General features: G+C 70.7%; 21 protein-coding genes. 19 read left to right on the top strand and 2 right to left on the bottom strand.

The genetic code is table 11. The features are described from left to right. Positions 1-34 precede the first annotated feature (34 nt). The 3 genes from ACFVGS_RS27985 (at position 35) to ACFVGS_RS27975 (ending at position 3,142) form a co-directional block, all read left to right on the top strand. Positions 35-1,225, top strand: a complete 1,191-nt coding sequence (locus tag ACFVGS_RS27985) for a site-2 protease family protein (RefSeq protein ID WP_384414560.1) — start codon at positions 35-37, stop codon at positions 1,223-1,225. Between the two features lie 151 nt (positions 1,226-1,376). Then, the gene (locus tag ACFVGS_RS27980; protein WP_384414563.1) at positions 1,377-2,264 is read left to right on the top strand and encodes a tRNA (adenine-N1)-methyltransferase; all 888 of its coding nucleotides are present in this window, start codon (positions 1,377-1,379) and stop codon (positions 2,262-2,264) included. A gap of 308 nt (positions 2,265-2,572) precedes the next feature. Beyond that, positions 2,573-3,142: a hypothetical protein gene (locus tag ACFVGS_RS27975; RefSeq protein ID WP_384414566.1), complete on the top strand. Its 570-nt coding sequence runs from the start codon at positions 2,573-2,575 to the stop codon at positions 3,140-3,142. A 33-nt stretch (positions 3,143-3,175) separates the two neighbouring features. Here the strand turns inward: ACFVGS_RS27975 and ACFVGS_RS27970 are convergent, their stop codons facing one another. Further along, positions 3,176-3,487: a ferredoxin gene (locus ACFVGS_RS27970; RefSeq protein ID WP_384414568.1), complete on the bottom strand. Its 312-nt coding sequence runs from the start codon at positions 3,485-3,487 to the stop codon at positions 3,176-3,178. Between the two features lie 242 nt (positions 3,488-3,729). Between ACFVGS_RS27970 and arc the strand changes: the two genes are divergently transcribed. The 5 genes from arc (at position 3,730) to prcA (ending at position 9,330) form a co-directional block, all read left to right on the top strand. After that, the gene (arc, locus tag ACFVGS_RS27965) at positions 3,730-5,496 is read left to right on the top strand and encodes a proteasome ATPase (RefSeq protein WP_384414571.1); all 1,767 of its coding nucleotides are present in this window, start codon (positions 3,730-3,732) and stop codon (positions 5,494-5,496) included. Between the two features lie 165 nt (positions 5,497-5,661). Next, the gene (gene dop, locus ACFVGS_RS27960; protein WP_384414573.1) at positions 5,662-7,173 is read left to right on the top strand and encodes a depupylase/deamidase Dop; all 1,512 of its coding nucleotides are present in this window, start codon (positions 5,662-5,664) and stop codon (positions 7,171-7,173) included. 145 nt (positions 7,174-7,318) lie between these two features. Continuing rightward, entirely contained in the window at positions 7,319-7,531 is a 213-nt protein-coding gene (locus ACFVGS_RS27955; RefSeq protein WP_030759619.1) for a ubiquitin-like protein Pup, read from the top strand. Between the two features lie 159 nt (positions 7,532-7,690). Next, positions 7,691-8,530 carry a proteasome subunit beta gene (gene prcB / locus ACFVGS_RS27950; RefSeq protein ID WP_385694296.1) on the top strand — a complete coding sequence of 280 codons (840 nt, stop codon included), beginning with the start codon at positions 7,691-7,693 and terminating at the stop codon, positions 8,528-8,530. A 47-nt stretch (positions 8,531-8,577) separates the two neighbouring features. Then, positions 8,578-9,330, top strand: coding sequence for a proteasome subunit alpha (gene prcA / locus ACFVGS_RS27945; protein ID WP_385694293.1), 753 nt, complete (start codon positions 8,578-8,580; stop codon positions 9,328-9,330). Positions 9,331-9,490: 160 nt separating this feature from the next. On the opposite strand, the gene ACFVGS_RS27940 is transcribed toward prcA, so the two are convergent. Further along, positions 9,491-10,522 carry a LacI family DNA-binding transcriptional regulator gene (locus ACFVGS_RS27940; protein ID WP_385694290.1) on the bottom strand — a complete coding sequence of 344 codons (1,032 nt, stop codon included), beginning with the start codon at positions 10,520-10,522 and terminating at the stop codon, positions 9,491-9,493. A gap of 124 nt (positions 10,523-10,646) precedes the next feature. Between ACFVGS_RS27940 and ACFVGS_RS27935 the strand changes: the two genes are divergently transcribed. The 11 genes from ACFVGS_RS27935 to ACFVGS_RS27885 all read left to right on the top strand — a co-directional run bounded on the left by ACFVGS_RS27935 (position 10,647) and on the right by ACFVGS_RS27885 (position 22,059). Further along, a complete protein-coding gene (locus ACFVGS_RS27935; protein ID WP_385694287.1) occupies positions 10,647-11,978 on the top strand; it encodes an MFS transporter in 1,332 nt (443 codons plus the stop codon). A 9-nt stretch (positions 11,979-11,987) separates the two neighbouring features. After that, on the top strand, positions 11,988-13,349 hold the full coding sequence (gene pafA / locus ACFVGS_RS27930) for a Pup--protein ligase (RefSeq protein WP_384414588.1): 1,362 nt from the start codon (positions 11,988-11,990) through the stop codon (positions 13,347-13,349). Positions 13,350-13,477: 128 nt separating this feature from the next. Continuing rightward, entirely contained in the window at positions 13,478-14,416 is a 939-nt protein-coding gene (locus ACFVGS_RS27925; protein ID WP_385694284.1) for an FKBP-type peptidyl-prolyl cis-trans isomerase, read from the top strand. A 64-nt stretch (positions 14,417-14,480) separates the two neighbouring features. Next, positions 14,481-14,861: an FKBP-type peptidyl-prolyl cis-trans isomerase gene (locus tag ACFVGS_RS27920; protein ID WP_384414594.1), complete on the top strand. Its 381-nt coding sequence runs from the start codon at positions 14,481-14,483 to the stop codon at positions 14,859-14,861. A gap of 177 nt (positions 14,862-15,038) precedes the next feature. Next, on the top strand, positions 15,039-16,043 hold the full coding sequence (locus ACFVGS_RS27915) for a helix-turn-helix transcriptional regulator (protein WP_384414596.1): 1,005 nt from the start codon (positions 15,039-15,041) through the stop codon (positions 16,041-16,043). Between the two features lie 16 nt (positions 16,044-16,059). Next, positions 16,060-17,010 (top strand): helix-turn-helix transcriptional regulator, encoded by a 951-nt coding sequence (locus tag ACFVGS_RS27910; protein ID WP_384414599.1) that lies wholly within the window; start codon positions 16,060-16,062, stop codon positions 17,008-17,010. Between the two features lie 89 nt (positions 17,011-17,099). After that, entirely contained in the window at positions 17,100-17,354 is a 255-nt protein-coding gene (locus tag ACFVGS_RS27905) for a hypothetical protein (RefSeq protein ID WP_385694280.1), read from the top strand. Positions 17,355-17,426: 72 nt separating this feature from the next. Beyond that, complete coding sequence (locus ACFVGS_RS27900) at positions 17,427-17,624, top strand: hypothetical protein (RefSeq protein ID WP_384414606.1); 198 nt, start codon at positions 17,427-17,429, stop codon at positions 17,622-17,624. A 186-nt stretch (positions 17,625-17,810) separates the two neighbouring features. Further along, the gene (gene tatA / locus ACFVGS_RS27895) at positions 17,811-18,095 is read left to right on the top strand and encodes a Sec-independent protein translocase subunit TatA (protein WP_384414608.1); all 285 of its coding nucleotides are present in this window, start codon (positions 17,811-17,813) and stop codon (positions 18,093-18,095) included. Positions 18,096-18,199: 104 nt separating this feature from the next. Continuing rightward, positions 18,200-19,102 (top strand): twin-arginine translocase subunit TatC, encoded by a 903-nt coding sequence (gene tatC, locus ACFVGS_RS27890; protein WP_384414704.1) that lies wholly within the window; start codon positions 18,200-18,202, stop codon positions 19,100-19,102. A 128-nt stretch (positions 19,103-19,230) separates the two neighbouring features. Beyond that, positions 19,231-22,059 (top strand): DEAD/DEAH box helicase, encoded by a 2,829-nt coding sequence (locus ACFVGS_RS27885; RefSeq protein ID WP_384414610.1) that lies wholly within the window; start codon positions 19,231-19,233, stop codon positions 22,057-22,059. Positions 22,060-22,230: the final 171 nt, after the last annotated feature.

The following is a 22,230-nucleotide window of genomic DNA, read 5'->3' as shown; positions in this document are numbered from 1 at the left end:
CGCGGGCCGAGCGGCCCGGCGACGAGAGGAACCCGTGAACCAGGACGAGTCCAAGCCGCAGCGGACCGAGGAGCCAGGCGGTGGCATCCTCATGGGCCGGCCCTTCGGCGTGCCCGTCTACGTAGCCCCCAGCTGGTTCCTCGTCGCGGCCCTCATCACGTGGGTCTTCGGCGACCAGATCGAACGCGTCCTGCCCGAACTCGGCGCCGCCCGCTACCTCGTCTCGCTGTTCTTCGCCATCGCCTTCTACGCCTCCGTACTCGTCCACGAACTCGCCCACACGCTCGCCGCGCTCCGCTTCAAGCTCCCGGTGCGCCGCATCCAGCTCCAGTTCTTCGGCGGCGTCTCCGAGATCGACAAGGAGACCGAGACCCCCGGCCGCGAGTTCGTCCTCGCCTTCGTCGGCCCGCTGCTCTCCCTCGTGCTCGCCGGACTCTTCTACCTCAGCCTCTACGCGGTCGAACCCGGCACCGTGCCCGGCGTACTCCTCGGCGGGCTGATGATCTCCAACCTGATCGTCGCCGTCTTCAACCTGCTGCCCGGCCTGCCCCTCGACGGCGGCCGCATGCTCCGCGCCGTCATCTGGAAGATCACCGGCAACGCCATGAGCGGCACCGTCGCCGCCGCCTGGGTCGGCCGCGCCCTCGCCGTCACCGTCCTCATCGGCCTCCCGCTGCTCACCCGCACCGGCTGGCTCGGCAACTCGCCCGAGGACATCTCCGGCTTCACCACCGTCACCGACGCCCTGCTCGCCGCGATCCTCGCCGCGATCATCTGGACCGGCGCCGGCAACAGCCTCCGCATGGCCCGGCTGCGCGAACACCTCCCGGAGCTGCGCGCCCGCGCCCTCACCCGCCGCGCCATCCCCGTCGAGCCCACCACCCCGCTCTCCGAGGCCCTCCGCCGCGCCAACGAGGCCGGCGCCCGCGCCCTCGTCGTCGTCGACGGCCACGGCGCACCCACCGGAATCGTCCGCGAGACCGCCATCGCCGCCGTCCCCCAGCACCGCCGCCCCTGGGTCGCCGTCAGCGCCCTCACCCAGGACCTCGTCGACGGCATGAGGGTCCCCGCCGAGCTCACCGGCCAGCCCCTCCTTGACCACCTCCGCGCCAGCCCGGCCACCGAGTACCTGGTCGTCGAGGAGACTGGCGAGATCTACGGCGTGCTGTCCACCGCCGACGTCGAGAAGGCCTTCGTCAAGGCCATGGCACGCCCCTCCTCGTAACGCCGGTACACGGCTTCCGAGCCGAAGGTCCGCGGCGGCGCCGAAAGGGAGAGCGCGCGGAGGCCCCGAGGAACGAGTGGCCGAGCACGGTCGACCGTCGGTGCCGACTTGAGCGGGCCGGAGGCGAGGAAGCCCTTGATAAGGTGCTCACATGTCCGAACCGACCGGTGCCGCCCGCCGTCGCGGGCCCTTCAAGGTCGGGGACCAGGTCCAGCTCACCGACCCCAAGGGACGCCACTACACGTTCACGCTCGAGGCCGGGAAGAATTTCCACACCCACAAGGGGTCCTTCCCGCACGACGAGCTGATCGGCGCTCCCGAGGGCAGTGTTGTCCGTACCACGGGAAACGTCGCCTACCTTGCGCTGCGCCCCCTGCTCCCCGACTACGTCCTGTCCATGCCCCGCGGCGCCGCCGTGGTCTACCCCAAGGACGCGGGGCAGATCCTGGCCTTCGCCGACATCTTCCCCGGCGCCCGCGTCGTCGAGGCGGGTGTGGGCTCCGGCTCGCTGAGCTCCTTCCTCCTGCGCGCCATCGGGGACAGCGGCATGCTGCACTCCTACGAGCGCCGCGAGGACTTCGCCGAGATCGCCAAGGGCAACGTCGAGCGCTACTTCGGCGGCCCCCACCCCGCGTGGCAGCTGACCGTCGGCGACCTCCAGGACAACCTGTCCGACAGCGACGTCGACCGCGTCATCCTCGACATGCTCGCCCCCTGGGAGTGCCTGGAGGCCGTCTCCAAGGCGCTCGTCCCCGGCGGCATCCTGTGCTGCTACGTGGCCACCACCACGCAGCTCGCCCGCACAGTGGAGTCCATCCGCGAGTTCGGCTGCTACGCCGAGCCGCAGCCCTGGGAGTCCATGATCCGCAACTGGCACGTCGAGGGCCTGGCCGTGCGCCCCGATCACCGCATGATCGGCCACACCGGCTTCCTGGTCACCGCCCGCCGCCTCGCGGACGGCGTCGAGCCCCCGATGCGCCGCCGCCGGCCCGCCAAGGGCGCCTACGGCGAGGACTACGAAGGCCCCAACAAGGGCTGACGCCCTCACCGGGGCTGACGCCCCGACAACGCAACGGTGCCGCCGCCGAGTTCCCGCCCCAGAGCGCGGAAGTCGACGGCGGCACCCTCATGTTCGCAGCCGAACCGGAGCCCGCACGGCCGAGCCCCCGCCCGCGACGCCCGCGGCCGGTGCGACTCGGCCCGCCACCCGTAACACCCGTGCCCCGGCCCGTAACCCCGCGCGCCGGCCCGTAACACCGGAGCCGACCCCGCCTGTTCCGCACTCCTGTGACGTGTGGCACGATGCCCGCAACTCCTTCCGCACCACCCTCACAGGAGACTTCTCGCGTGCAGACCTCCGCCGTCACGGACCTCGCGCACACCCACGCCCGCCCGGTGCACTGGCTGACCACCGCCACCGCCATGGCCGCGGTCGTCGCCCTCGCCGGCCTCCTCCAGCCCGACCCCGCCGGAGCCACCGGCGCGCACGGCGCCCCCGCCCCGCGGCCCGCCCCCGACGCCGACACCGCCCACTACCCCCTGGAATGCGGCGGAGCGCCCAGCACCATCGCCCGACGGGCCACCGGCGACCTCGACGGCGACGGAAACCCCGAGACCGTCGCAGTCGTACACTGCGAAGCCGGCTCCGGCACGCCGCCCAGCGGCATCTACGTCCTCACCCACGGCAAGGGCTCCGGCACACCCGCCGCACGCGTCGTCGCCACCCTCGTGGAACCCTCGCAGCAGCAGAACGTCGGCGACTTCGCCGTACGCGGCGGAGCGGTCCACGCCACCCTGCTCGGCTACTCCGGCCCCGACGTCCCCAGCTGCTGCCCCGACCAGCGAGAACAGGTCAGCTGGCGCTGGCAGGGCGGAACCTTCGTCCGCACCGCCCAGGACCAGGCACGCGCGGTCTGACCGGCCGGCCCCCGCCGGCCCGTCACCGGGACGTCACTCCGCGTCGGGACCGTACACCTCGACGCCGTCCCCGACCCGGCGCACGTGGATGCAGTCGCCCGGGCACTCCTTCGCGGAGTCCACCACGTCCTGCAGCAGCGGCAGCGGCACCGGCGTCGTCGCCCCCGGCTCCTGGAGCAGCTCGTCGTCCGCGCTCTTCACATAAGCGAGCCCGTCGATGTCCAGCTCGAAGACCTCGGGAGCGTACTGCGCGCAGATCCCGTCCCCGGTGCACAGGTCCTGGTCGATCCAGACCTCCAGCGCCTCGTCGGCACCCGTCGCCGGGGCCTCCTGCTGCACGGTCATATCTCCTGCCGTTTCTGCGTCGCGTCGATAAGTCGGGCAAACCCTGACGGGTGTTGACCACCCACGACGATACAACCGGGCGCTTTTGCCGTGCCCGCCGGTGGGTATTCCCCTGGCGTGAGGGGAAGCGCAAGGGTGAAGATCGGACACACCCCAGAGTCTTTTTGATCTAGGGGTTTCAATCATCACCCACCCAGGTAGGGTCAGGAAGCGTCCAGCTCCCCTTGGAGGAGGTGAGGACCGTGGCAGCCCACGACGACGACATCAACCGCGGCATCCGGCCGGGGCGGGGGTCTGAGGACCCCGCCGGCCAGGTTGCCTATCTCGAGCAGGAAATCGCCGTCCTGCGCCGCAAGCTCGCCGACTCTCCGCGTCACACGAGGATTCTCGAGGAGCGGATCGTCGAGCTGCAGACGAACCTGGCCGGCGTGTCCGCTCAGAACGAGCGACTCGCCAATACGCTCCGTGAGGCCCGCGACCAGATCGTGGCCCTCAAGGAGGAGGTCGACCGGCTCGCCCAGCCGCCGGCCGGCTTCGGTGTCTTCCTGCAGGCCAACGAGGACGGAACGTGCGACATCTTCACCGGGGGCCGCAAGCTCCGGGTGAACGTCAGCCCCAGCGTCGAGCTCGACGAGCTCAGGCGGGGCCAGGAAGTCATGCTCAACGAAGCGCTCAACGTGGTCGAGGCCATGGAATTCGAGCGCGCCGGCGACATCGTCACCCTCAAGGAGATCCTCGAGGACGGCGAGCGCGCCCTGGTCATCGGCCACACCGACGAGGAGCGGGTCGTGCGGCTCGCCGAGCCCCTCCTCGACATCACCATCCGCCCCGGAGACGCCCTCCTCCTGGAACCCAGGTCGGGATACGTCTACGAGGTGATCCCGAAGAGCGAGGTCGAGGAACTCGTCCTCGAAGAGGTCCCGGACGTCGACTACGACAAGATCGGCGGTCTGGGCAACCAGATCGAACTGATCCGCGACGCGGTCGAGCTCCCGTACCTCTACCCCGACCTCTTCAAGGAGCACGAACTCCGGCCGCCGAAGGGCATCCTGCTCTACGGCCCGCCCGGCTGCGGCAAGACGCTGATCGCGAAGGCCGTCGCCAACTCCCTTGCCAAGAAGGTCGCCGAGGTGACCGGCCAGCCCGCCGGGAAGTCCTACTTCCTGAACATCAAGGGCCCCGAACTCCTCAACAAGTACGTCGGCGAGACCGAGCGGCACATCCGCCTCGTCTTCCAGCGTGCCCGGGAGAAGGCGAGCGAGGGCACCCCCGTCATCGTCTTCTTCGACGAGATGGAATCCCTCTTCCGCACCCGCGGCTCCGGCGTCAGCTCGGACGTGGAGAACACCATCGTTCCCCAGCTGCTCGCCGAGATCGACGGCGTGGAAGGCCTGGAGAACGTCATCGTCATCGGTGCCTCCAACCGCGAGGACATGATCGACCCCGCGATCCTGCGGCCCGGCCGGCTCGACGTCAAGATCAAGATCGAGCGCCCGGACGCGGAAGCGGCCAAGGACATCTTCGCCAAGTACCTCACGGCCTCCCTCCCGCTGCACGCCGACGACCTCGCCGAGCACAGCGGATCCAAGGAGGCCGCCGCCCACGGAATGATCCAGTCCGTGGTCGAGCAGATGTACGCGGAATCCGAGGAGAACCGCTTCCTCGAGGTCACGTACGCCAACGGCGACAAGGAAGTCCTCTACTTCAAGGACTTCAACTCCGGCGCGATGATCCAGAACATCGTCGACCGGGCCAAGAAGATGGCCATCAAGGCCTTCCTCGACCACGACCAGAAGGGCATCCGCGTCTCCCACCTCCTCCAGGCCTGCGTGGACGAGTTCAAGGAGAACGAGGACCTGCCCAACACCACCAACCCCGACGACTGGGCCCGCATCTCCGGAAAGAAGGGCGAGCGGATCGTCTTCATCCGCACCCTCGTCACCGGAAAGCAGGGCGCGGACACCGGTCGCTCCATCGACACGGTGGCCAACACCGGTCAGTACCTGTAGTGACGCGCACCGGCTGCGGATGTCCGGAATTCGGGCATCCGCAGCCGTCGCTTTCCACTCACCCAATCGCATTCGATCTCCCCGTACGCGCGCGGCCGCTCTAGGCTCGTGGGTACCGCCGAATCACGCACAGTGCGGGGGTCGGCGCCGGGCAAGGAGGGCCGCATGACCGTACGGCGCGTTATGGGCATCGAGACGGAGTACGGGATCTCCGTCCCGGGGCACCCCAACGCCAATGCCATGCTCACCTCGTCCCAGATCGTCAACGCCTACGCGGCGGCGATGCACCGGGCGCGCCGCGCCCGCTGGGACTTCGAGGAGGAGAACCCGCTGCGGGACGCCCGCGGCTTCGACCTCGCCCGCGAGGCCGCCGACTCCAGCCAGCTCACCGACGAGGACATCGGCCTCGCCAACGTCATCCTCACCAACGGCGCACGGCTCTACGTGGACCACGCCCACCCCGAGTACAGCGCCCCCGAGGTCACCAACCCCCGCGACGCCGTCCTCTGGGACAAGGCCGGCGAGCGCATCATGGCCGAGGCCGCGGAACGGGCCGCCCAGCTGCCCGGCGCCCAGCCGATCCACCTCTACAAGAACAACACCGACAACAAGGGCGCGTCCTACGGCACGCACGAGAACTACCTGATGAAGCGGGAGACCCCCTTCTCGGACATCGTGCGCCACCTGACGCCGTTCTTCGTCTCCCGCCAGGTCGTCACCGGCGCGGGACGCGTCGGCATCGGCCAGGACGGCCGCGAGCACGGCTTCCAGATCAGCCAGCGCGCCGACTACTTCGAGGTCGAGGTCGGCCTGGAGACGACGCTCAAGCGCCCCATCATCAACACGCGCGACGAGCCGCACGCGGACGCCGAGAAGTACCGCCGGCTCCACGTGATCATCGGGGACGCCAACCTCTCCGAGATCTCCACCTACCTCAAGCTCGGCACCACGTCCCTCGTCCTCTCCATGATCGAGGACGCCTTCATCACCGTCGACCTCGCCGTCGACCAGCCCGTACGCACGCTCCACCACGTCTCCCACGACCCCGGGCTCCAGTACCTGATCACGCTGCGCAGCGGCCGGACACTCACCGCCGTGCAGCTCCAGATGGAGTACTTCGAGCTGGCCAGGAAGTACGTGGACGAGCGGTACGGCTCGGACGCCGACGAGCAGACCAAGGACGTGCTGACCCGCTGGGAGGACACGCTCAACCGGCTCGAGAACGACCCGATGAGCCTGGCCGGCGAGCTGGACTGGATCGCCAAGCGGGAGCTCATGGAGGGCTACCGCAAGCGCGACGGCCTGGACTGGGACGCCGCCCGGCTGCACCTGGTGGACCTCCAGTACGCGGACGTGCGGCCCGAGAAGGGCCTGTACAACCGTCTGGTGGCCCGTGGGCGCATGAAGCGCCTCCTGGACGAGGAGACGGTGGAACGGGCGGAGACGAGCCCTCCAGAGGACACCAGGGCCTATTTCCGCGGCCGCTGCCTGGAGCAGTACGCGGACGACGTGGCCGCCGCCTCCTGGGACTCGGTGATCTTCGACCTCCCGGGCCGGGACTCGCTCCAGCGCGTCCCGACCCTGGAGCCCCTCCGGGGTACCCGGAACCACGTCAAGGAGCTCCTGGACCGCTGCCGGACGGCCGAGGAACTGGTCCGCGTCCTTTCCGGCGGCTGAGGCGGCTGAAATGCCCGGGCACTGGGAATCATGAGACCAGTGCCCGGACGTTGCGGAAACTGCAGGGCCGATGTCAGTCCCGGCTTGTAGGGTCGGATCTTGTACAGACCCACACGAGCGGGCCGATTCGAGCGGGGTGAGGTTTATGGCGACCAAGGACACCGGCGGCGGACAGCAGAAGGCGACGCGTTCCACCGAGGAGGTCGAGGAGACCACGGCGGAGGCGAGCTCCGACCTCAAGGAACGCCAGGAGAAGCTGAGCGACGACGTGGACTCCGTCCTGGACGAGATCGACGACGTCCTCGAGGAGAACGCCGAGGACTTCGTTCGCTCCTTCGTGCAGAAGGGCGGCGAGTAGCCGCTCAGGCGCCCACCCGACCCTCCGTCCCCGGAGCCCCGGAAAGCCGCGGGTCCGGGGACGGATGACAGGCGCAGGCACGGGTAAGGTCCGTGCACAGCAAGCAAGATCGGCCCGTGCGTCCCACGGCGGGCCGTCGTTCCCATCGGAAGGAATCGCGTGGAAGCCAACCCTCGTAGTATCGGGCGTCTGCCGGCGGCCTTCCTGACGCCGGGCTCGTCCTCCTTCATGGACTTCCTCTCCGACCACTCGCCGGAGCTGCTCCCGGGCAACCGGAAGCTGCCCGAGGGGATCGTCGAGGCGCCGCACGGGACGACCATCGTCGCCGCGACGTTCCCCGGCGGCGTGGTGCTCGCCGGTGACCGGCGGGCGACCATGGGGAACATGATCGCGCAGCGGGACATCGAGAAGGTGTTCCCGGCCGACGAGTACTCCGCGGTCGGCATCGCCGGTACCGCGGGTCTCGCCGTGGAGATGGTGAAGCTGTTCCAGCTGGAGCTGGAGCATTTCGAGAAGGTGGAGGGCGCGACGCTCTCCCTGGAGGGCAAGGCGAACCGCCTGTCCACGATGATCCGCAGCAACCTGGGCATGGCCATGCAGGGCCTCGCCGTCGTGCCGCTCTTCGCGGGCTGGGACGAGGGCAAGGAGAAGGGCCGGATCTTCTCCTACGACGTCACCGGCGGCCGCTCCGAGGAGCACGGTTACGCCGCCACCGGCTCGGGCTCGATCTTCGCGCGCGGGTCGATGAAGAAGCTCTACCGGGACGACCTGACCGAGCAGCAGGCCACCACGCTCGTCGTCCAGGCGCTGTACGACGCGGCGGACGACGACTCGGCGACCGGCGGCCCGGACCTGGCCCGCAGGATCTTCCCGATCGTCACCGTCATCACCGACGAGGGCTTCCGCAGGCTCACGGAGGCGGAGTCCTCCGAGCTGGCCCGGTCGGTCACCGAGCGGCGTCTGGAGCAGCCCGACGGGCCGCGCGCCGCTCTGCTCTGACCGTTCGTCGACCCCTGTAGAAGCCCAGAAGAAAGGGACGGTAGCCGGTGTCCACGCCGTTCTATGTCTCACCTCAGCAGGCCATGGCCGACCGGGCCGAGTACGCCCGCAAGGGCATCGCCCGCGGCCGTAGCCTCGTCGTCCTCCAGTACGCCGACGGCATCGTCTTCGTCGGCGAGAACCCGTCCCGCGCGCTGCACAAGTTCAGCGAGATCTACGACCGGATCGGCTTCGCCGCAGCCGGCAAGTACAACGAGTACGAGAACCTGCGGATCGGCGGCGTGCGCTACGCCGACCTGAGGGGTTACACCTACGACCGTGACGACGTCACGGCCCGTGGTCTGGCCAACGTGTACGCCCAGACGCTGGGCACGATCTTCTCCAGCGCGGGCGAGAAGCCGTACGAGGTGGAGCTGGTCGTCGCCGAGGTCGGCGCGGAGCCGGAGGGCGACCAGATCTACCGGCTGCCGCACGACGGGTCGATCGTGGACGAGCACGGCTCGGTCGCGGTCGGTGGCAACGCGGAGCAGATCAGTTCCTTCCTGGACCAGCGGCACCGCGACGGCATGTCCCTCGCCGAGGCGTTGAAGCTGGCCGTGCAGGCGCTGTCCCGGGACACCAACGGCAGTGAGCGGGAGATCCCCGCGGAGCGGCTCGAGGTGGCGGTCCTGGACCGCACGCGTCCGCAGCAGCGCAAGTTCAAGCGGATCGTCGGCCGGCAGCTGAAGCGGCTGCTCGAGGCGGACGACGCGGCCATGGCGAAGACGGACGACCCGTCGGACGAGGCCGCGGAGGAGTAGGCCGCGGCGGAGGATTCCGCCGTCAGGCGTTTCGGCCCTGGTCCGCTCCGGCGGGCCAGGGCCTTCGTCGTGCCCGGGTGCGGTCCGCCGTATGCGGGTGCGGTCCGTCGTACCCGGGTGTTCGTCGTATCCGGGTGCGGGTGCTCGCTGCCGGGTGCCTTCAGACGGCCGGAGCGGGGCCCGAGGAGCCGCGGACCACCAGTTCGACGGGGAGTTCGACCGGCTCGGGCCGTTCGCCGGCGAGGACGGCGTCGAGGGCGGCCATGCCCCGCCCGCCGAACTCCTCCGCGGGCAGTCGCACGGTGGTGAGTTCCGGCTCCAGTGCGGTGGCGAGCGCCATGTCGTCGAAGCCGGTGACGGAGAGGTCCTCGGGGACGCGCAGTCCGAGCCGGCGGGTGGCCTTGAGGACGCCGGCCGCGAGGATGTCGTCGTCGCAGATCACGGCGGTGGGGCGGGGGCCCGGGGCGGTGAGCGCCGCGGTGGCGGCCTGTGCCGCGTCGGCGACGTCGAGCGGGGCGCGGGCCGTGCGGAGCCCGGCGTGCGGCTCCGTTCCGTGCAGGGCCTCGGCGAGGGCGGCTGCGCGTACGTCGAAGGTCCAGGACGGGACGGCGGACGCCAGGTGCAGGAAGCGGCGATGACCGAGGCCGAGCAGGTGGCCGGTGACCCGGCGCATGCCGTCCGCGACGTCGAGGTTGACGTGCGCGGCGGCGGTGCGGTCGGCCGGGTCGCTGTCGAGCATGACGAGGGGCAGGTCGGTGCCCTGGAAGGCCTTGAGGGCGTCCGTGGCCATGGAGGAGGCGATGACGCCGTCCAGGGAGGCCGGTGCGGAGGCGAAGGGGTCCTTGGCGGGGCCGACGCCGTCGGGGGAGGGGTACAGGACGACGCCGAAGCCGTGCCGGGCGGCCTCGGCGGCGGCGCCGGTGTAGACGTGCGCGAAGAACTCGTTCGTGAGCGCGGGGACGACGAGGAGGGCGGTGCGGGTGCGGCCGAGGCGCAGGTTGCGGGCGGCGAGGTTGGGCCGGTAGGCGAGCGCCTGGGCCGCGGCGCGGACCGACTCGGCAGTGCGTTCCGAGACCCGGCCGCGCCATTTGCCGCCGAGGACGAGGGAGACCGTGGCCTGGGAGACTCCGGCCGCCCGGGCGACGTCCCGGCTGGTCGGCCGAGTGGCGGCGGGCTGTTCCGGCGTGTGCACTGGAGCCTCCGGGTGGGGAACGGGTGCGGTACGCGGGGTGGACCGCCGTGCTGCCGACATGGTACGTATGACCCAGGACGTTATACGTAAAACCTCGGGCGGATGCCCCGGGAGGGGAGCGATCATGGCCACCGAGGCCAGAGCGGGCAGCGGCTATCTGGACATCCTGCGCGCCCCGCACGCCGCGCGCCTGCTGACCGGCACCCTGGTCGGCCGGCTGCCCAACGGCACCGGCCCGGTCGCCATCACCGTGTTCACCCGCGCCGAGGGCGGCAGCTACAGCCTGGCCGGCGGCCTCATCGCCGCCTACGGCCTCGCCACAGCCGTCGGACAGCCGCTCCTGGGCCGCGCCGTCGACATGAAGGGGCAGCCCCGCGTCCAGCTCCCCGCCGCCGTCGTCTCCGCACTCGGCATGGCGGCCCTGGCCGTCACCGGCATCGGGAACCTGTTCCTCGCCTACGCCGCCGTCCTGGTCGCCGGGCTCTTCACGCCGCCGCTCGAAGGCGGGCTGCGGGCCCTGTGGCCGAGCGTCCTGGGGCGCGAGGACCGGGTCCACCGGGCGTACGCGCTGGACGCGGTCGCCCAGGAGGTCATGTTCACCGTCGGGCCGCTGCTGCTGACCCTGCTGGTGTCGCTCTGGTCGCCCGCCTCCGCGCTCCTCGTCATCAATCTGCTCGGCGTCCTGGGCGCCCTGTCGGTCGTCGTCTCCAAGCCGTCCCGCGCCTGGCGCTCGGCGCCCCGCGAGGCGCACTGGCTGGGCGCGCTCCGCTCACCGGGCCTCCTCGCGCTGCTGGCCTCGTTCTTCTTCGTCGGTCTCGCCCTCGGCTCCATCACCGTCGCCGCCGTCGCGTACGCGGACGACCGCGGCAACGAGGCGGTGTACGGCTGGCTGATGGCCGCCCTCGGCCTCGGTGCCCTCGTCGGCGGCGTGGCCTACGGCGCCCGCCAGTGGGCCGGTGCGCCCGAGCGGAGGCTGCGGGTCCTGGTGCTGCTGCTGGCGCTCGGCTACCTGCCGCTGCTGCTGGTGCCCGGCCCCGCCGCCATGACCGCGCTCGCCGCCCTCTCCGGGGTCTTCCTCGCGCCCGCCATCGCCTGCGCCTTCATCGTGGTCGACCGCCACGCGCCGCGGGGCACGGTGACGGAGGCCTTCTCCTGGCTCGTCACCACCTTCGGCGTGGGCGCCGCGCTGGGCTCCGCGGTCTCCGGGCCGGCCGTCGAACTCGCCGGGACCCCGGCCGGTTTCGCCGTCGCCGGCGTCGGCGGGCTCATCGCCTTCCTCGTCCTCCTCGCCACCGGTCGTGTGCTCGGGCCGCCCGCGGGGGCGCGACACGCCGTGAGCGGGGGCGCCGCGGGCGACGGGGCCGGGGCCGGGGCGGCCGAAAAGAACGCGCACTCATCGGAAAATGATCGAAACGGGGCCGTCGAACCCGGTTTCAGCTCAGGTCTTCAGGCGTAATGTTCAGACATGGACCGCCGCATTTTCGGGCTGGAGAACGAGTACGGCGTCACGTGCACGTTCAGGGGACAGCGCCGACTGTCTCCTGACGAAGTGGCGCGCTACCTCTTCCGCCGTGTCGTGTCATGGGGCCGCAGCAGCAATGTCTTCCTGCGGAACGGCGCCCGCCTGTACCTGGACGTGGGTTCGCATCCGGAATACGCAACTCCCGAATGCGACAACGTGGTCGAACTGGTCACCCACGACAAGGCGGGCGAGCGCATTCTCGAAGGACTCCTCGTCGACGCGGAACGCCGCCTGCACGAGGAGGGAATCGCGGGCGACGTCTATCTCTTCAAGAACAACACCGACTCCGCCGGAAACTCCTACGGTTGCCACGAGAACTATCTGGTGGCCCGCCACGGGGAGTTCTCCCGGCTCGCGGACATCCTCATTCCGTTCCTCGTCACCCGTCAGCTCATCTGCGGTGCCGGAAAGGTGCTGCAGACCCCGCGCGGCGCCGTGTACTGCGTCTCCCAGCGCGCCGAGCACATCTGGGAGGGCGTCAGCTCCGCCACCACGCGCTCGCGTCCCATCATCAACACCCGCGACGAGCCGCACGCGGACGCCGAGCGCTACCGTCGGCTCCACGTCATCGTCGGCGACTCCAACATGTCCGAGACGACCATGCTGCTGAAGGTCGGCGCCACCGACCTCGTGCTGCGCATGATCGAGGCGGGCACCGTGATGCGCGACCTCACGCTGGAGAACCCGATCCGGGCCATCCGCGAGGTCAGCCACGACATCACCGGCCAGCGCAAGGTCCGCCTCGCCAGCGGCCGGGAGGCCTCCGCCCTGGAGGTCCAGCGGGAGTACTACGAGAAGGCCGCCGACTTCGTCGACCGCCGTGGCATCCGCAGCGGCACCGTCGCGCAGGTCCTCGAACTGTGGGGCCGTACGCTCGACGCCATCGAGCAGGAGCAGCTCGACCGCATCGAGACCGAGATCGACTGGGTCATGAAGTACAAGCTCCTGGAGCGGTACCGGGCGAAGCACAACATGACCATGTCGCACCCGCGGGTCGCCCAGATAGACCTCGCGTACCACGACATCCACCGCCGCCGCGGCCTGTACTACCTGCTCCAGAAGAACGGCCAGGCGGCGCGGGTCTGCAACGACGTGAAGATCTTCGAGGGCAAGTCGGTGCCCCCGCAGACCACGCGGGCCCGGCTCCGCGGCGACTTCATCCGCCGTGCCCAGGAGCAGCGCCGGGACTTCACCGTCGACTGGGTCCACCTCAAGCTCAACGACCAGGCACAGCGCACCGTGTTGTGCAAGGACCCGTTCCGTTCGGTCGACGACCGGGTGGAAAAGCTGATCGCCGGAATGTAGGACCGGCACAGTTCCGCAGGCGGTCGCACCTCGGCCCCGCACGTTTCACGTGCGGGGCCGACGGCATCACAGGACGGTCCCCTAGAGTGTCCGGACAACTACTGTGCCGTCTGAGATCTGAGGAACTAGTGCGCCGACTTGCCGGCCTGCTCGTCGTCCCGCTTCTGCTGCTCACCACAGCGGCATGCGGCAGCGACGACAAGGGCTCCGATTCCGGTTCGATGAAGAACGGGCTTCCCGCCATCACCGCGGGGGAGAAGTTCGGGGAGAAGCCGACCCTCTCCAAGGGCGTGGGCGACCCGCCGAAGGCCCTCAAGGTCAACGTCATCAGCGAGGGCGACGGCGCGGTCACCAAGAAGGGCGACGCGCTCTCGGTGAACTACCTGGGTCAGGAGTGGGACGAGACCACCCCCTTCGACAACAGCTTCGACCGGAAGCAGCCCTTCTCGCTGACCCTCGGTGAGGGCCAGGTCATCCAGGGCTGGGAGAAGGGCCTGGAGGGCCAGAAGGTCGGCAGCCGCGTCGAGATCGGCATCCCGCCGGAGCTCGGTTACGGTGCCCAGGGCCAGGGCGACATCAAGGGCAACGCGACCCTGGTGTTCGTGGTCGACATCCTGAAGGCCGTCACCATCCCGAAGTCCGCCAGTGGCACCGAGGTGGCCCAGGACAACAAGGACCTGCCCAAGGTCGGCACCAACACCGACGGCAAGCAGCCGTCCCTGACCGTGCCCAAGGTCGACCCGCCGACGAAGCTGGTCTCCAACTACGTCCTCGAGTCCAAGGGCGAGACCGTCGCCGCCACGGACACGGTCGTCGTGAACTACGTCGCCGCCCTGTGGAAGGACGGCAAGGTCTTCGACTCGACGTACACGCAGGGCAAGCCCGCCAACTTCCCGCTCGCCCAGCTGACCCTGAAGGGCCTCAAGGACGGCCTCGTCGGCAAGAAGGTCGGCAGCCGCGTCCTGATCGTCGCCCCGCCGTCCGAGGCCTTCGGCGACAAGGAGCAGCAGGGCATCCCGAAGAACTCCACGCTCGTCTTCGCCGTCGACATCCTGGCGAAGGTGTAAGACTGTCCAGGTCGCACAGATCATCGTCTGTGCGGTTCGTAGTTCTTCTGAGGAGCGCACTGCAGTGAACATCGAGAAGCCCGAGGTCGACTTCCCGGGCGGCGAGCCGCCGGCCGACCTGGAGATCAAGGACATCTGGCTGGGTGACGGTCCGGTCGCCGAGGCCGGCGACCTGGTCGACGTCCACTACGTGGGTGTGCTGTTCGAGTCCGGCGAGGAGTTCGACGCCTCCTGGAACCGCGGTAACCCGCTCCAGTTCCAGCTCGGTGTCGGCATGGTCATCCAGGGCTGGGACCGCGGCGTCCAGGGCATGAAGGTCGGCGGCCGCCGCCAGCTGATCATCCCCGCGCACCTGGCCTACGGTGACCGTGGCGCCGGCGCCAAGATCGGCCCCGGCGACACGCTGATCTTCGTCTGCGACCTGGTGGACGTGAAGAAGGGCTGATCCGGCCCCGTCGTACGGCTTCGAGGGCCCCCGCCTCCCCGGCGGGGGCCCTCGGTCGTGTCCGGCCGGGGCACTCGGCCCTTGCCCCGTCCCGGCCCGGCTTTTGTCCGGACACCCCGGGGCGGTACGGTCGGACGTCCGAGAAGTCAATCCGGCAGAAGAGGGTGCGGGGCGTCGATGGCGATTGCCAAGGCCGAGCGGCTGATGAATCTTGCGCTGTGCCTGCTCGGAACCCGCCGTCCGCTGAGCAAGCGGGAGCTCCGCGGCTCCATCGAGGCATACGTCGAGGCCTTCGGGCCGGGCATGGGTGCGGCCTTCGGGCCGGGCAACGGCCCGGCGGCCGGCGACGACGCCTTCAACCGGATGTTCGAGCGCGACAAGGATGATCTGCGCGAGCTCGGCCTGGTGATCGAGACCGTCGAGAACCTCGACGGCGAGATCGGCTACCTCGCCCGCCGGGACTCCAACCGGCTGCCTCCGATCACCCTCGACGCCGAGGAGGCCGCGGCCCTCGGCCTCGCCGCCAAGGTCTGGCAGCAGGCGCGGCTCGCCGGGGCCGCGAGCGGTGCCCTGCAGAAGCTGCGCGCCGCCGGGATGCCGGAGGCGGAGGACTCGTACGACTCCCAGCACAGCGCCCTGGAACCGCGCATCCCGGTGCACGAGGCCGCCTTCGAGCCGCTGATGCTGGCCTGCCGCGACCGCCGGCCGGTCGTCTTCGACTACCGCAAGGCCACCGCCGCCCGCCCCGAGACCCGGCACGTCGAGCCGTGGACGCTGGAGTGCTGGCGCGGCCACTGGTACCTCGCGGGCTGGGACCGGGACCGCGGCGCCGAGCGGGTCTTCCGGCTCTCCCGCATCACCGGCAAGGTGCGCTCCCGGGCCGGCGCCTTCACCGCGCCCGTGCCCGACGTCGTCACCGTCCGCGAGACCGTCGAGAGCTGGGCGGGCGAGACCGCCACGCGCTCCGCCCGGATCCGGCTGCGGGCCGGCTGCGGCTACCCGCTGCGGGCCCGCGCGCTGTCCGTGACCGAGGGCGCGGACGGCTGGGACGAGCTGGAGATCCCGTACGGGCACGGCCTCGACGCCTGGCTCGTGGAGTTCGGGCCGGACGTGGTCGTCCTGGAGCCCGCGGACCTGCGGGCCGACGTGGTGGAGCGGCTGCGCGCCGTCGCCAAGGGCTGAGGGGGAAGGAACGACCATGGCCGCCAACGCCATCGACCAGACGAGGCGCATGCTCTCCCTCGTCACGTATCTCCGGGAGCGCCCGGGCGCGCACGTCGCCGACGTCGCCCGCGCCTTCGGGATCACCGAGGACGAGCTGATCTCGGACCTGGACGTGCTGCCGATGTGCGGCACCAGCTTCCGGGGCGGCGACCTCCTCGACATCGACACCGACGGCGACCGGATCTGGTGGCACAACCCCGACGACGTCGCCGCCCCGCTGCGGCTCGCCGCCGACGAGGCCACCGCCCTGCTCGTGGCGGCGCGCGCGGTGGCGACCCTGCCCGGCCTGCGCGAGGGCGACCGCGAGGCGCTGCTGCGCGCCACCGCGAAGCTGGAGGCCGCGGCGGGCGAGGCGGCCGGCGCCAGCTCCCGGCTCTCGGTGACCTTCGAGTCCGAGGGCGGGGTCTTCGCCGAGGTCGACCGGGCCATCTCCGAGCGGCGCCGGCTGTGGCTGCGCTACTACTCGCCCGCGCGGGACGAGCTGACCGAGCGCGAGGTGGACCCGATCCGCCTCTTCGCCGTCGGCCACACCTACATGGAGGCGTGGTGCAGGCTCTCCGAGGCGCGCCGCACCTTCCGGCTCGACCGGGTCGCCGAGATCCGGATCCTGGACGACCACGCCGCGCCGCCGGAGATCGAGCTGCGGGACCTGTCGGAGGGGCTGGTGCAGCCGTCCGCCGAGGACCCCGAGGTCGTGGTGGAGGTCGGGCCCGGCGGCCGCTGGGTCGCCGAGTACTACCCGCACGACCGGGCCGACGAGCTGCCCGACGGCGGCCTGCGGATCACGCTGCGCACCCCGTCACCGGCCTCGCTGCGCCGGCTGGCGCTGCGGCTCGGCAGCGACGGGCGGATCGTCGCCCCGCAGGAGCTCGCGGACAGCGCCCGGGAGGCCGCCGTGGCGGCGCTGGCCGCGTACGAGGGCTGAACAGCAGGGGGGAACGTGACGTTCCGGGGGGACCGGACGCTGTTCCCGGTGGGACCGTACCCGTACCGCAGTGGGGAGAGTTGAGGGAAATGTCCGCGATGTCCGCCCTTACGGCGCCGGTCGCCCCGGTCACCTTCAAGGCCGCCTGCCCCGACTGCCGCGCCCGCTTCGAGCTTTCCGCGGGCGCCCTGCGGCTCGCCATCGGCGCGAGCCGCCGCACCACCTTCTACTCCTTCACCTGCCCCGAGTGCGGCAGCGCGGTCCGCAAGCCGGCCGGTGAGCGGATCGTCGAGCTCCTCACCGGTGGCGGCGTGAACACCCTGCGACTGCACACCACCGGCTGACGGGCCGCCGCGCCCGCGGCCACCGGCCACACCGCCCGCGGCCCGGCCGCCGGCAACGTCTAGGCTCGGCACATGTTCTGGCCCATGCTCGCCATCGCCCTCGGCTTCCTCGGCATCGCCGTCCTCGGCGTCCTCGGCATCAAGGTGTTCCTGGAGGCCCAGCGTCTCGGCCGTCAAGTGGCCCGCACCACACAGCGCATCCAGCAGGCCGCCGAGGACCTCGAGAAGGCGGCCGTCGGTCTGGCGCGAACGGGCGAGACGCTGCGCTGAATTCGCCCCGCACGCTGCACGGACGGCCGCCCGCGCCCACGTCCGGTACGCAATCCGGAGTATGCAAGGGCATTGCCGCCCGTTTACTCCTGCGGGTTACGATCGCTAGCAGCGCGGTGGCCGGACGCATGTCCGACCGGCCGGGCACGCACTCCAATGTCGCCTCGGTGAAGAAGGTAAACAGCTATGGGTAGGCTCGGCCCCACCGAGATCATTCTGATCCTCGTCGTGATCATCCTGCTGTTCGGCGCCAAGAAGCTCCCGGACATGGCGCGTTCGCTGGGCAAGTCCGCCCGCATCCTCAAGAGCGAGGCCAAGGCGATGAAGAGCGACGACCAGCAGAGCGCCCCCGCCGACCCGCCGCACCCCGCGCCTCAGGACCAGGCCGCGCCGCGCACCATCCAGGCCGCGCCCGGCGACGTGACCAGCTCGCGTCCCGTGACCGAGCCCACCGACACCACCAAGCGCTGACCCGGTCCGCCGCGGCCGCCGCCGGGGGCGGCGGCCGCCGCACGAGATGAGGACGTGGGTTGCTCAAGTCTGCCCGCAAGCAGGAGAAGGATCCCGAGGGCCGGATGCCCCTCGTGGAGCACCTGCGTGAACTTCGCAACCGCCTGGCGAAGGGCCTGCTGGCCATCGCGGCGGTGACCGTCGTCGCCCTCGTGTACAGCGAGGACCTGATGGTGTTCCTGACGAAGTCGGTACCCAAGTGCCCCGAGGGAACGATGGGCGACGGAGGCAACTGTGCCGTCGTCTCCTTCAACACGCTGATCGCGCCCTTCAGCACGACCATCCAGGTCAGCCTCGTGACCGGCCTCGTCGTCGCGAGCCCGGTCTGGCTGTACCAGCTCTGGGCCTTCATCGCGCCCGGACTGCACAAGCACGAGAAGAAGTACACGTACGCCTTCGTCGGCGCCGCGGTCCCGCTCTTCTCGGCCGGCGCCTACCTCGCGTACCTCATCCTTCCCATCAGCGTGAAGGTGCTCATCAGCCTCACGCCCGAGGGCTCCGCCAACATCCTCTCGCTGGCCGACGTCCTCGACTTCACCCTGCGCATGGTGCTGGTCTTCGGCCTCGCCTTCGAGCTTCCGCTCGTCCTGGTGATGCTGAACCTCACCGGAGTGCTCAGCGGGAAGCGCATGGCCCGCTGGTGGCGCGGCGTGATCATGGGCGTCTTCGTCTTCGGCGCCGTCATCACGCCGACGACCGACCCCGTCGGCATGCTCGCCCTGGCCGGCCCGATCACCCTCCTCTACCTGGCGGCGGTCGGCTTCTCGCTCCTCAACGACAAGCGGCGCAGCCGCAACAACCCCGACGCCGAGCTCGGCGACGACGAGGCCTCGCGGCTCGACCTGACGCCCGAGGCCGTCGGCGAGGTCGAGACCGTCAGCGCCGCCCGGGCCCTGCCCGAGCAGGCCACCGGGGAGTCGGAAGGCGCCAGGTCGCACCGGCTGAACGGGTACGACGACATCACCTGACCCGTCACGTGCTCCGCCAGGTCCCTCCGGACGCCGTCCGGGGGGACCTGCGCGTTCCCGCCCCCTCCCGCAGCGCCTCGATAAAGATCGCGTCACTGTCAGAGGGGGCGGGTAGGCTCGACAACAAGATGACAGAGGACCTCACACCAGCCGAAGCGTACGCAGCTGCCCGCGCCCGCAACGCGGAGCAGGCCACCGCGCTGGCTCCCTTCCGCGAGATGTACGACTTCGGTCTCGACCCGTTCCAGATCGAGGCATGCCAGGCTCTCGAAGCGGGCAAGGGCGTGCTCGTCGCCGCACCCACGGGCTCCGGCAAGACCATCGTCGGCGAGTTCGCCGTCCACCTCGCCCTCCGGCAGGGCCGCAAGTGCTTCTACACCACGCCCATCAAGGCGCTCTCCAACCAGAAGTACGCCGACCTCGTGAAGCGGTACGGGCACGAGAAGGTCGGCCTGCTCACCGGCGACAACAGCGTCAACGGTGACGCCCCGATCGTCGTCATGACCACCGAGGTCCTCCGCAACATGCTCTACGCGGGGTCGCAGGCACTGTCCGGCCTCGGCTACGTCGTCATGGACGAGGTCCACTACCTCTCGGACCGCTTCCGCGGCGCCGTCTGGGAGGAAGTGATCATCCACCTCCCCGAATCGGTGACCCTGGTGTCACTCTCCGCGACCGTGTCGAACGCCGAGGAGTTCGGCGACTGGCTCGACACCGTCCGCGGCGACACCGAGGTGATCGTCTCCGAGAGCCGCCCCGTGCCGCTGTGGCAGCACGTCCTGGCCGGCCGCCGGATGTACGACCTCTTCGAGGAGGAGACCGACCACGGCGGCCGCGGCGCCTCCCGCCGCGAGGTCAACCCCGACCTGCTGCGCCTGGCCCGCACCGAGAACTCGCGCACGTACAACCCGCGCGACCGGCGCCGCGGCAAGATGGTCCGCGAGGCCGACCGCGAGCGCGAGCGCCGCCAGCGCTCCCGCATCTGGACGCCCGGCCGGCCCGAGGTCATCGAGCGCCTCGACGCCGAGGGCCTGCTGCCCGCGATCACCTTCATCTTCAGCCGCGCCGGCTGCGAGTCCGCCGTCCAGCAGTGCCTCTACGCGGGACTCCGGCTCAACGACGACGAGGGCCGTGCCCGCGTCCGCGAGATCGTCGAGGAGCGCACCGCCGCCATCCCCACCGAGGACCTGCACGTCCTCGGCTACTACGAGTGGCTGGAAGCCCTGGAGCGCGGCATCGCCGCCCACCACGCCGGCATGCTCCCCACCTTCAAGGAGGTCGTCGAGGAGCTGTTCGTCCGCGGCCTCGTCAAGGCCGTCTTCGCCACCGAGACCCTCGCGCTCGGCATCAACATGCCGGCCCGTTCCGTGGTCCTGGAGAAGCTCGTCAAGTGGAACGGCGAGCAGCACGCCGACATCACGCCCGGCGAGTACACCCAGCTCACCGGCCGGGCCGGACGCCGCGGCATCGACGTCGAGGGCCACGCGGTCGTGCTGTGGCAGCGCGGCATGGACCCCGGCCACCTGGCCGGACTCGCCGGCACGCGGACGTATCCGCTGCGCTCCAGCTTCAAGCCCTCGTACAACATGGCGGTCAACCTGGTCGACCAGTTCGGCCGGCACCGCTCGCGCGAACTCCTCGAGACCTCCTTCGCCCAGTTCCAGGCCGACCGCTCGGTCGTCGGGATCTCCCGGCAGGTCCAGCGGAACGAGGAGGGCCTGACGGGCTACCGGGAGGGCATGACCTGCCACCTCGGCGACTTCGAGGAATACGCGCGGCTCCGCCGCGAGCTCAAGGACCGCGAGACCGAGCTGGCCCGGCAGGGCGTGGCGCAGCGCCGCGCCCAGGCCGCCGCGTCCCTGGAGCGGCTCAAGCCCGGCGACGTCATCCACGTGCCGACGGGCAAGTTCGCCGGCCTCGCGCTCGTCCTCGACCCGGGCGTCCCCGCGGGCCGTACCAACGGGCACCGCGGCTTCGAGCACCACGACGGGCCGCGTCCGCTGGTCCTGACCGCCGAGCGGCAGGTCAAGCGGCTCGCCTCCATCGACTTCCCGGTGCCGGTCGAACCGCTGGAGCGGATGCGCATCCCGCGTTCCTTCAACCCGCGCTCCCCGCAGTCCCGCCGCGACCTCGCGTCGGCGCTGCGCAGCAAGGCCGGGCACATCAACCCGGAGCGGCACCGCAGGCAGCGCTCGGCCGCCGCCGACGACCGCGAGATCGCGCGGCTGCGCACCGAGATCCGGGCCCATCCCTGTCACGGCTGCGACGAGCGCGAGGACCACGCCCGCTGGGCCGAGCGCTACCACCGGCTGCAGCGCGACACCAAGCAGCTGGAGCGGCGGATCGAGGGCCGCACCAACACCATCGCCCGCACCTTCGACCGCATCGTCGCGCTTCTCACCGAGCTCGACTACCTGCGCGGTGACGAGGTCACCGACAACGGCAAGCGGCTCGCCCGGCTCTACGGCGAACTCGACCTGCTCGCCAGCGAGTGCCTGCGCGAAGGCGTGTGGGAGGGGCTCAACCCGGCCGAGCTGGCGGCGTGCGTCTCCGCGCTCGTCTTCGAGGCCCGGCAGTCCGACGACGCCGTCGCGCCGAAGCTGCCGACCGGGAAGGCGAAGGCCGCGCTCGGCGAGATGGTGCGGATCTGGGGCCGGCTCGACGCGCTGGAGGAGGAGTTCAGGCTCCACCAGACGGAGGGCGTCGGCCAGCGCGAGCCGGACCTGGGCTTCGCCTGGGCCGCCTACCAGTGGGCCTCCGACAAGGGGCTCGACGAGGTGCTGCGCGAGGCCGAGATGCCCGCGGGCGACTTCGTGCGCTGGTGCAAGCAGGTCATCGACGTGCTCGGGCAGATCGCGGCGGCCGCTCCGAAGGAGAACAGCACGGTCGCCAAGAACGCCCGCAAGGCCGTGGATTCGCTGCTCAGGGGAGTCGTCGCCTACAGCTCGGTCGGCTGAGCGGACAGGAGCCGACAGGAGTCGACGGGAGTTGATGGGTGCTGACAGGCGTCGATGGGCTGACAGGCGCTGAAAGGCGTTGACCGTGGCGTGACGGTGGGTGTGACGGTGAACTGACAAGGGTTTTCCACAGGGGTGGCGGAGTGTCGGTTCCTTCCGCTTCCATGAACT

The organism is Streptomyces sp. NPDC127114 (assembly GCF_042677525.1).
In the GTDB taxonomy this organism is placed as follows: Bacteria; Actinomycetota; Actinomycetes; order Streptomycetales; family Streptomycetaceae; genus Streptomyces.
The sequence above is the reverse complement of the archived record's forward strand: the minus strand, read 5'-3'. Positions and strand labels throughout refer to the sequence as shown.

What these genes read in the sequence shown, in the direction of transcription:
- ACFVGS_RS27980 (WP_384414563.1), top strand. Translation starts at nt 1,377, where the DNA reads ATGTCCGAACCGACCGGTGCCGCCCGCCGTCGCGGGCCCTTCAAGGTC.
- ACFVGS_RS27970 (WP_384414568.1), bottom strand. Translation starts at nt 3,487, where the DNA reads ATGACCGTGCAGCAGGAGGCCCCGGCGACGGGTGCCGACGAGGCGCTG.
- dop (WP_384414573.1), top strand. Translation starts at nt 5,662, where the DNA reads ATGACCGTACGGCGCGTTATGGGCATCGAGACGGAGTACGGGATCTCC.
- ACFVGS_RS27955 (WP_030759619.1), top strand. Translation starts at nt 7,319, where the DNA reads ATGGCGACCAAGGACACCGGCGGCGGACAGCAGAAGGCGACGCGTTCC.
- ACFVGS_RS27935 (WP_385694287.1), top strand. Translation starts at nt 10,647, where the DNA reads ATGGCCACCGAGGCCAGAGCGGGCAGCGGCTATCTGGACATCCTGCGC.
- pafA (WP_384414588.1), top strand. Translation starts at nt 11,988, where the DNA reads ATGGACCGCCGCATTTTCGGGCTGGAGAACGAGTACGGCGTCACGTGC.
- ACFVGS_RS27915 (WP_384414596.1), top strand. Translation starts at nt 15,039, where the DNA reads ATGGCGATTGCCAAGGCCGAGCGGCTGATGAATCTTGCGCTGTGCCTG.
- ACFVGS_RS27910 (WP_384414599.1), top strand. Translation starts at nt 16,060, where the DNA reads ATGGCCGCCAACGCCATCGACCAGACGAGGCGCATGCTCTCCCTCGTC.
- ACFVGS_RS27905 (WP_385694280.1), top strand. Translation starts at nt 17,100, where the DNA reads ATGTCCGCGATGTCCGCCCTTACGGCGCCGGTCGCCCCGGTCACCTTC.
- ACFVGS_RS27900 (WP_384414606.1), top strand. Translation starts at nt 17,427, where the DNA reads ATGTTCTGGCCCATGCTCGCCATCGCCCTCGGCTTCCTCGGCATCGCC.
- tatA (WP_384414608.1), top strand. Translation starts at nt 17,811, where the DNA reads ATGGGTAGGCTCGGCCCCACCGAGATCATTCTGATCCTCGTCGTGATC.
- tatC (WP_384414704.1), top strand. Translation starts at nt 18,200, where the DNA reads ATGCCCCTCGTGGAGCACCTGCGTGAACTTCGCAACCGCCTGGCGAAG.
- ACFVGS_RS27885 (WP_384414610.1), top strand. Translation starts at nt 19,231, where the DNA reads ATGACAGAGGACCTCACACCAGCCGAAGCGTACGCAGCTGCCCGCGCC.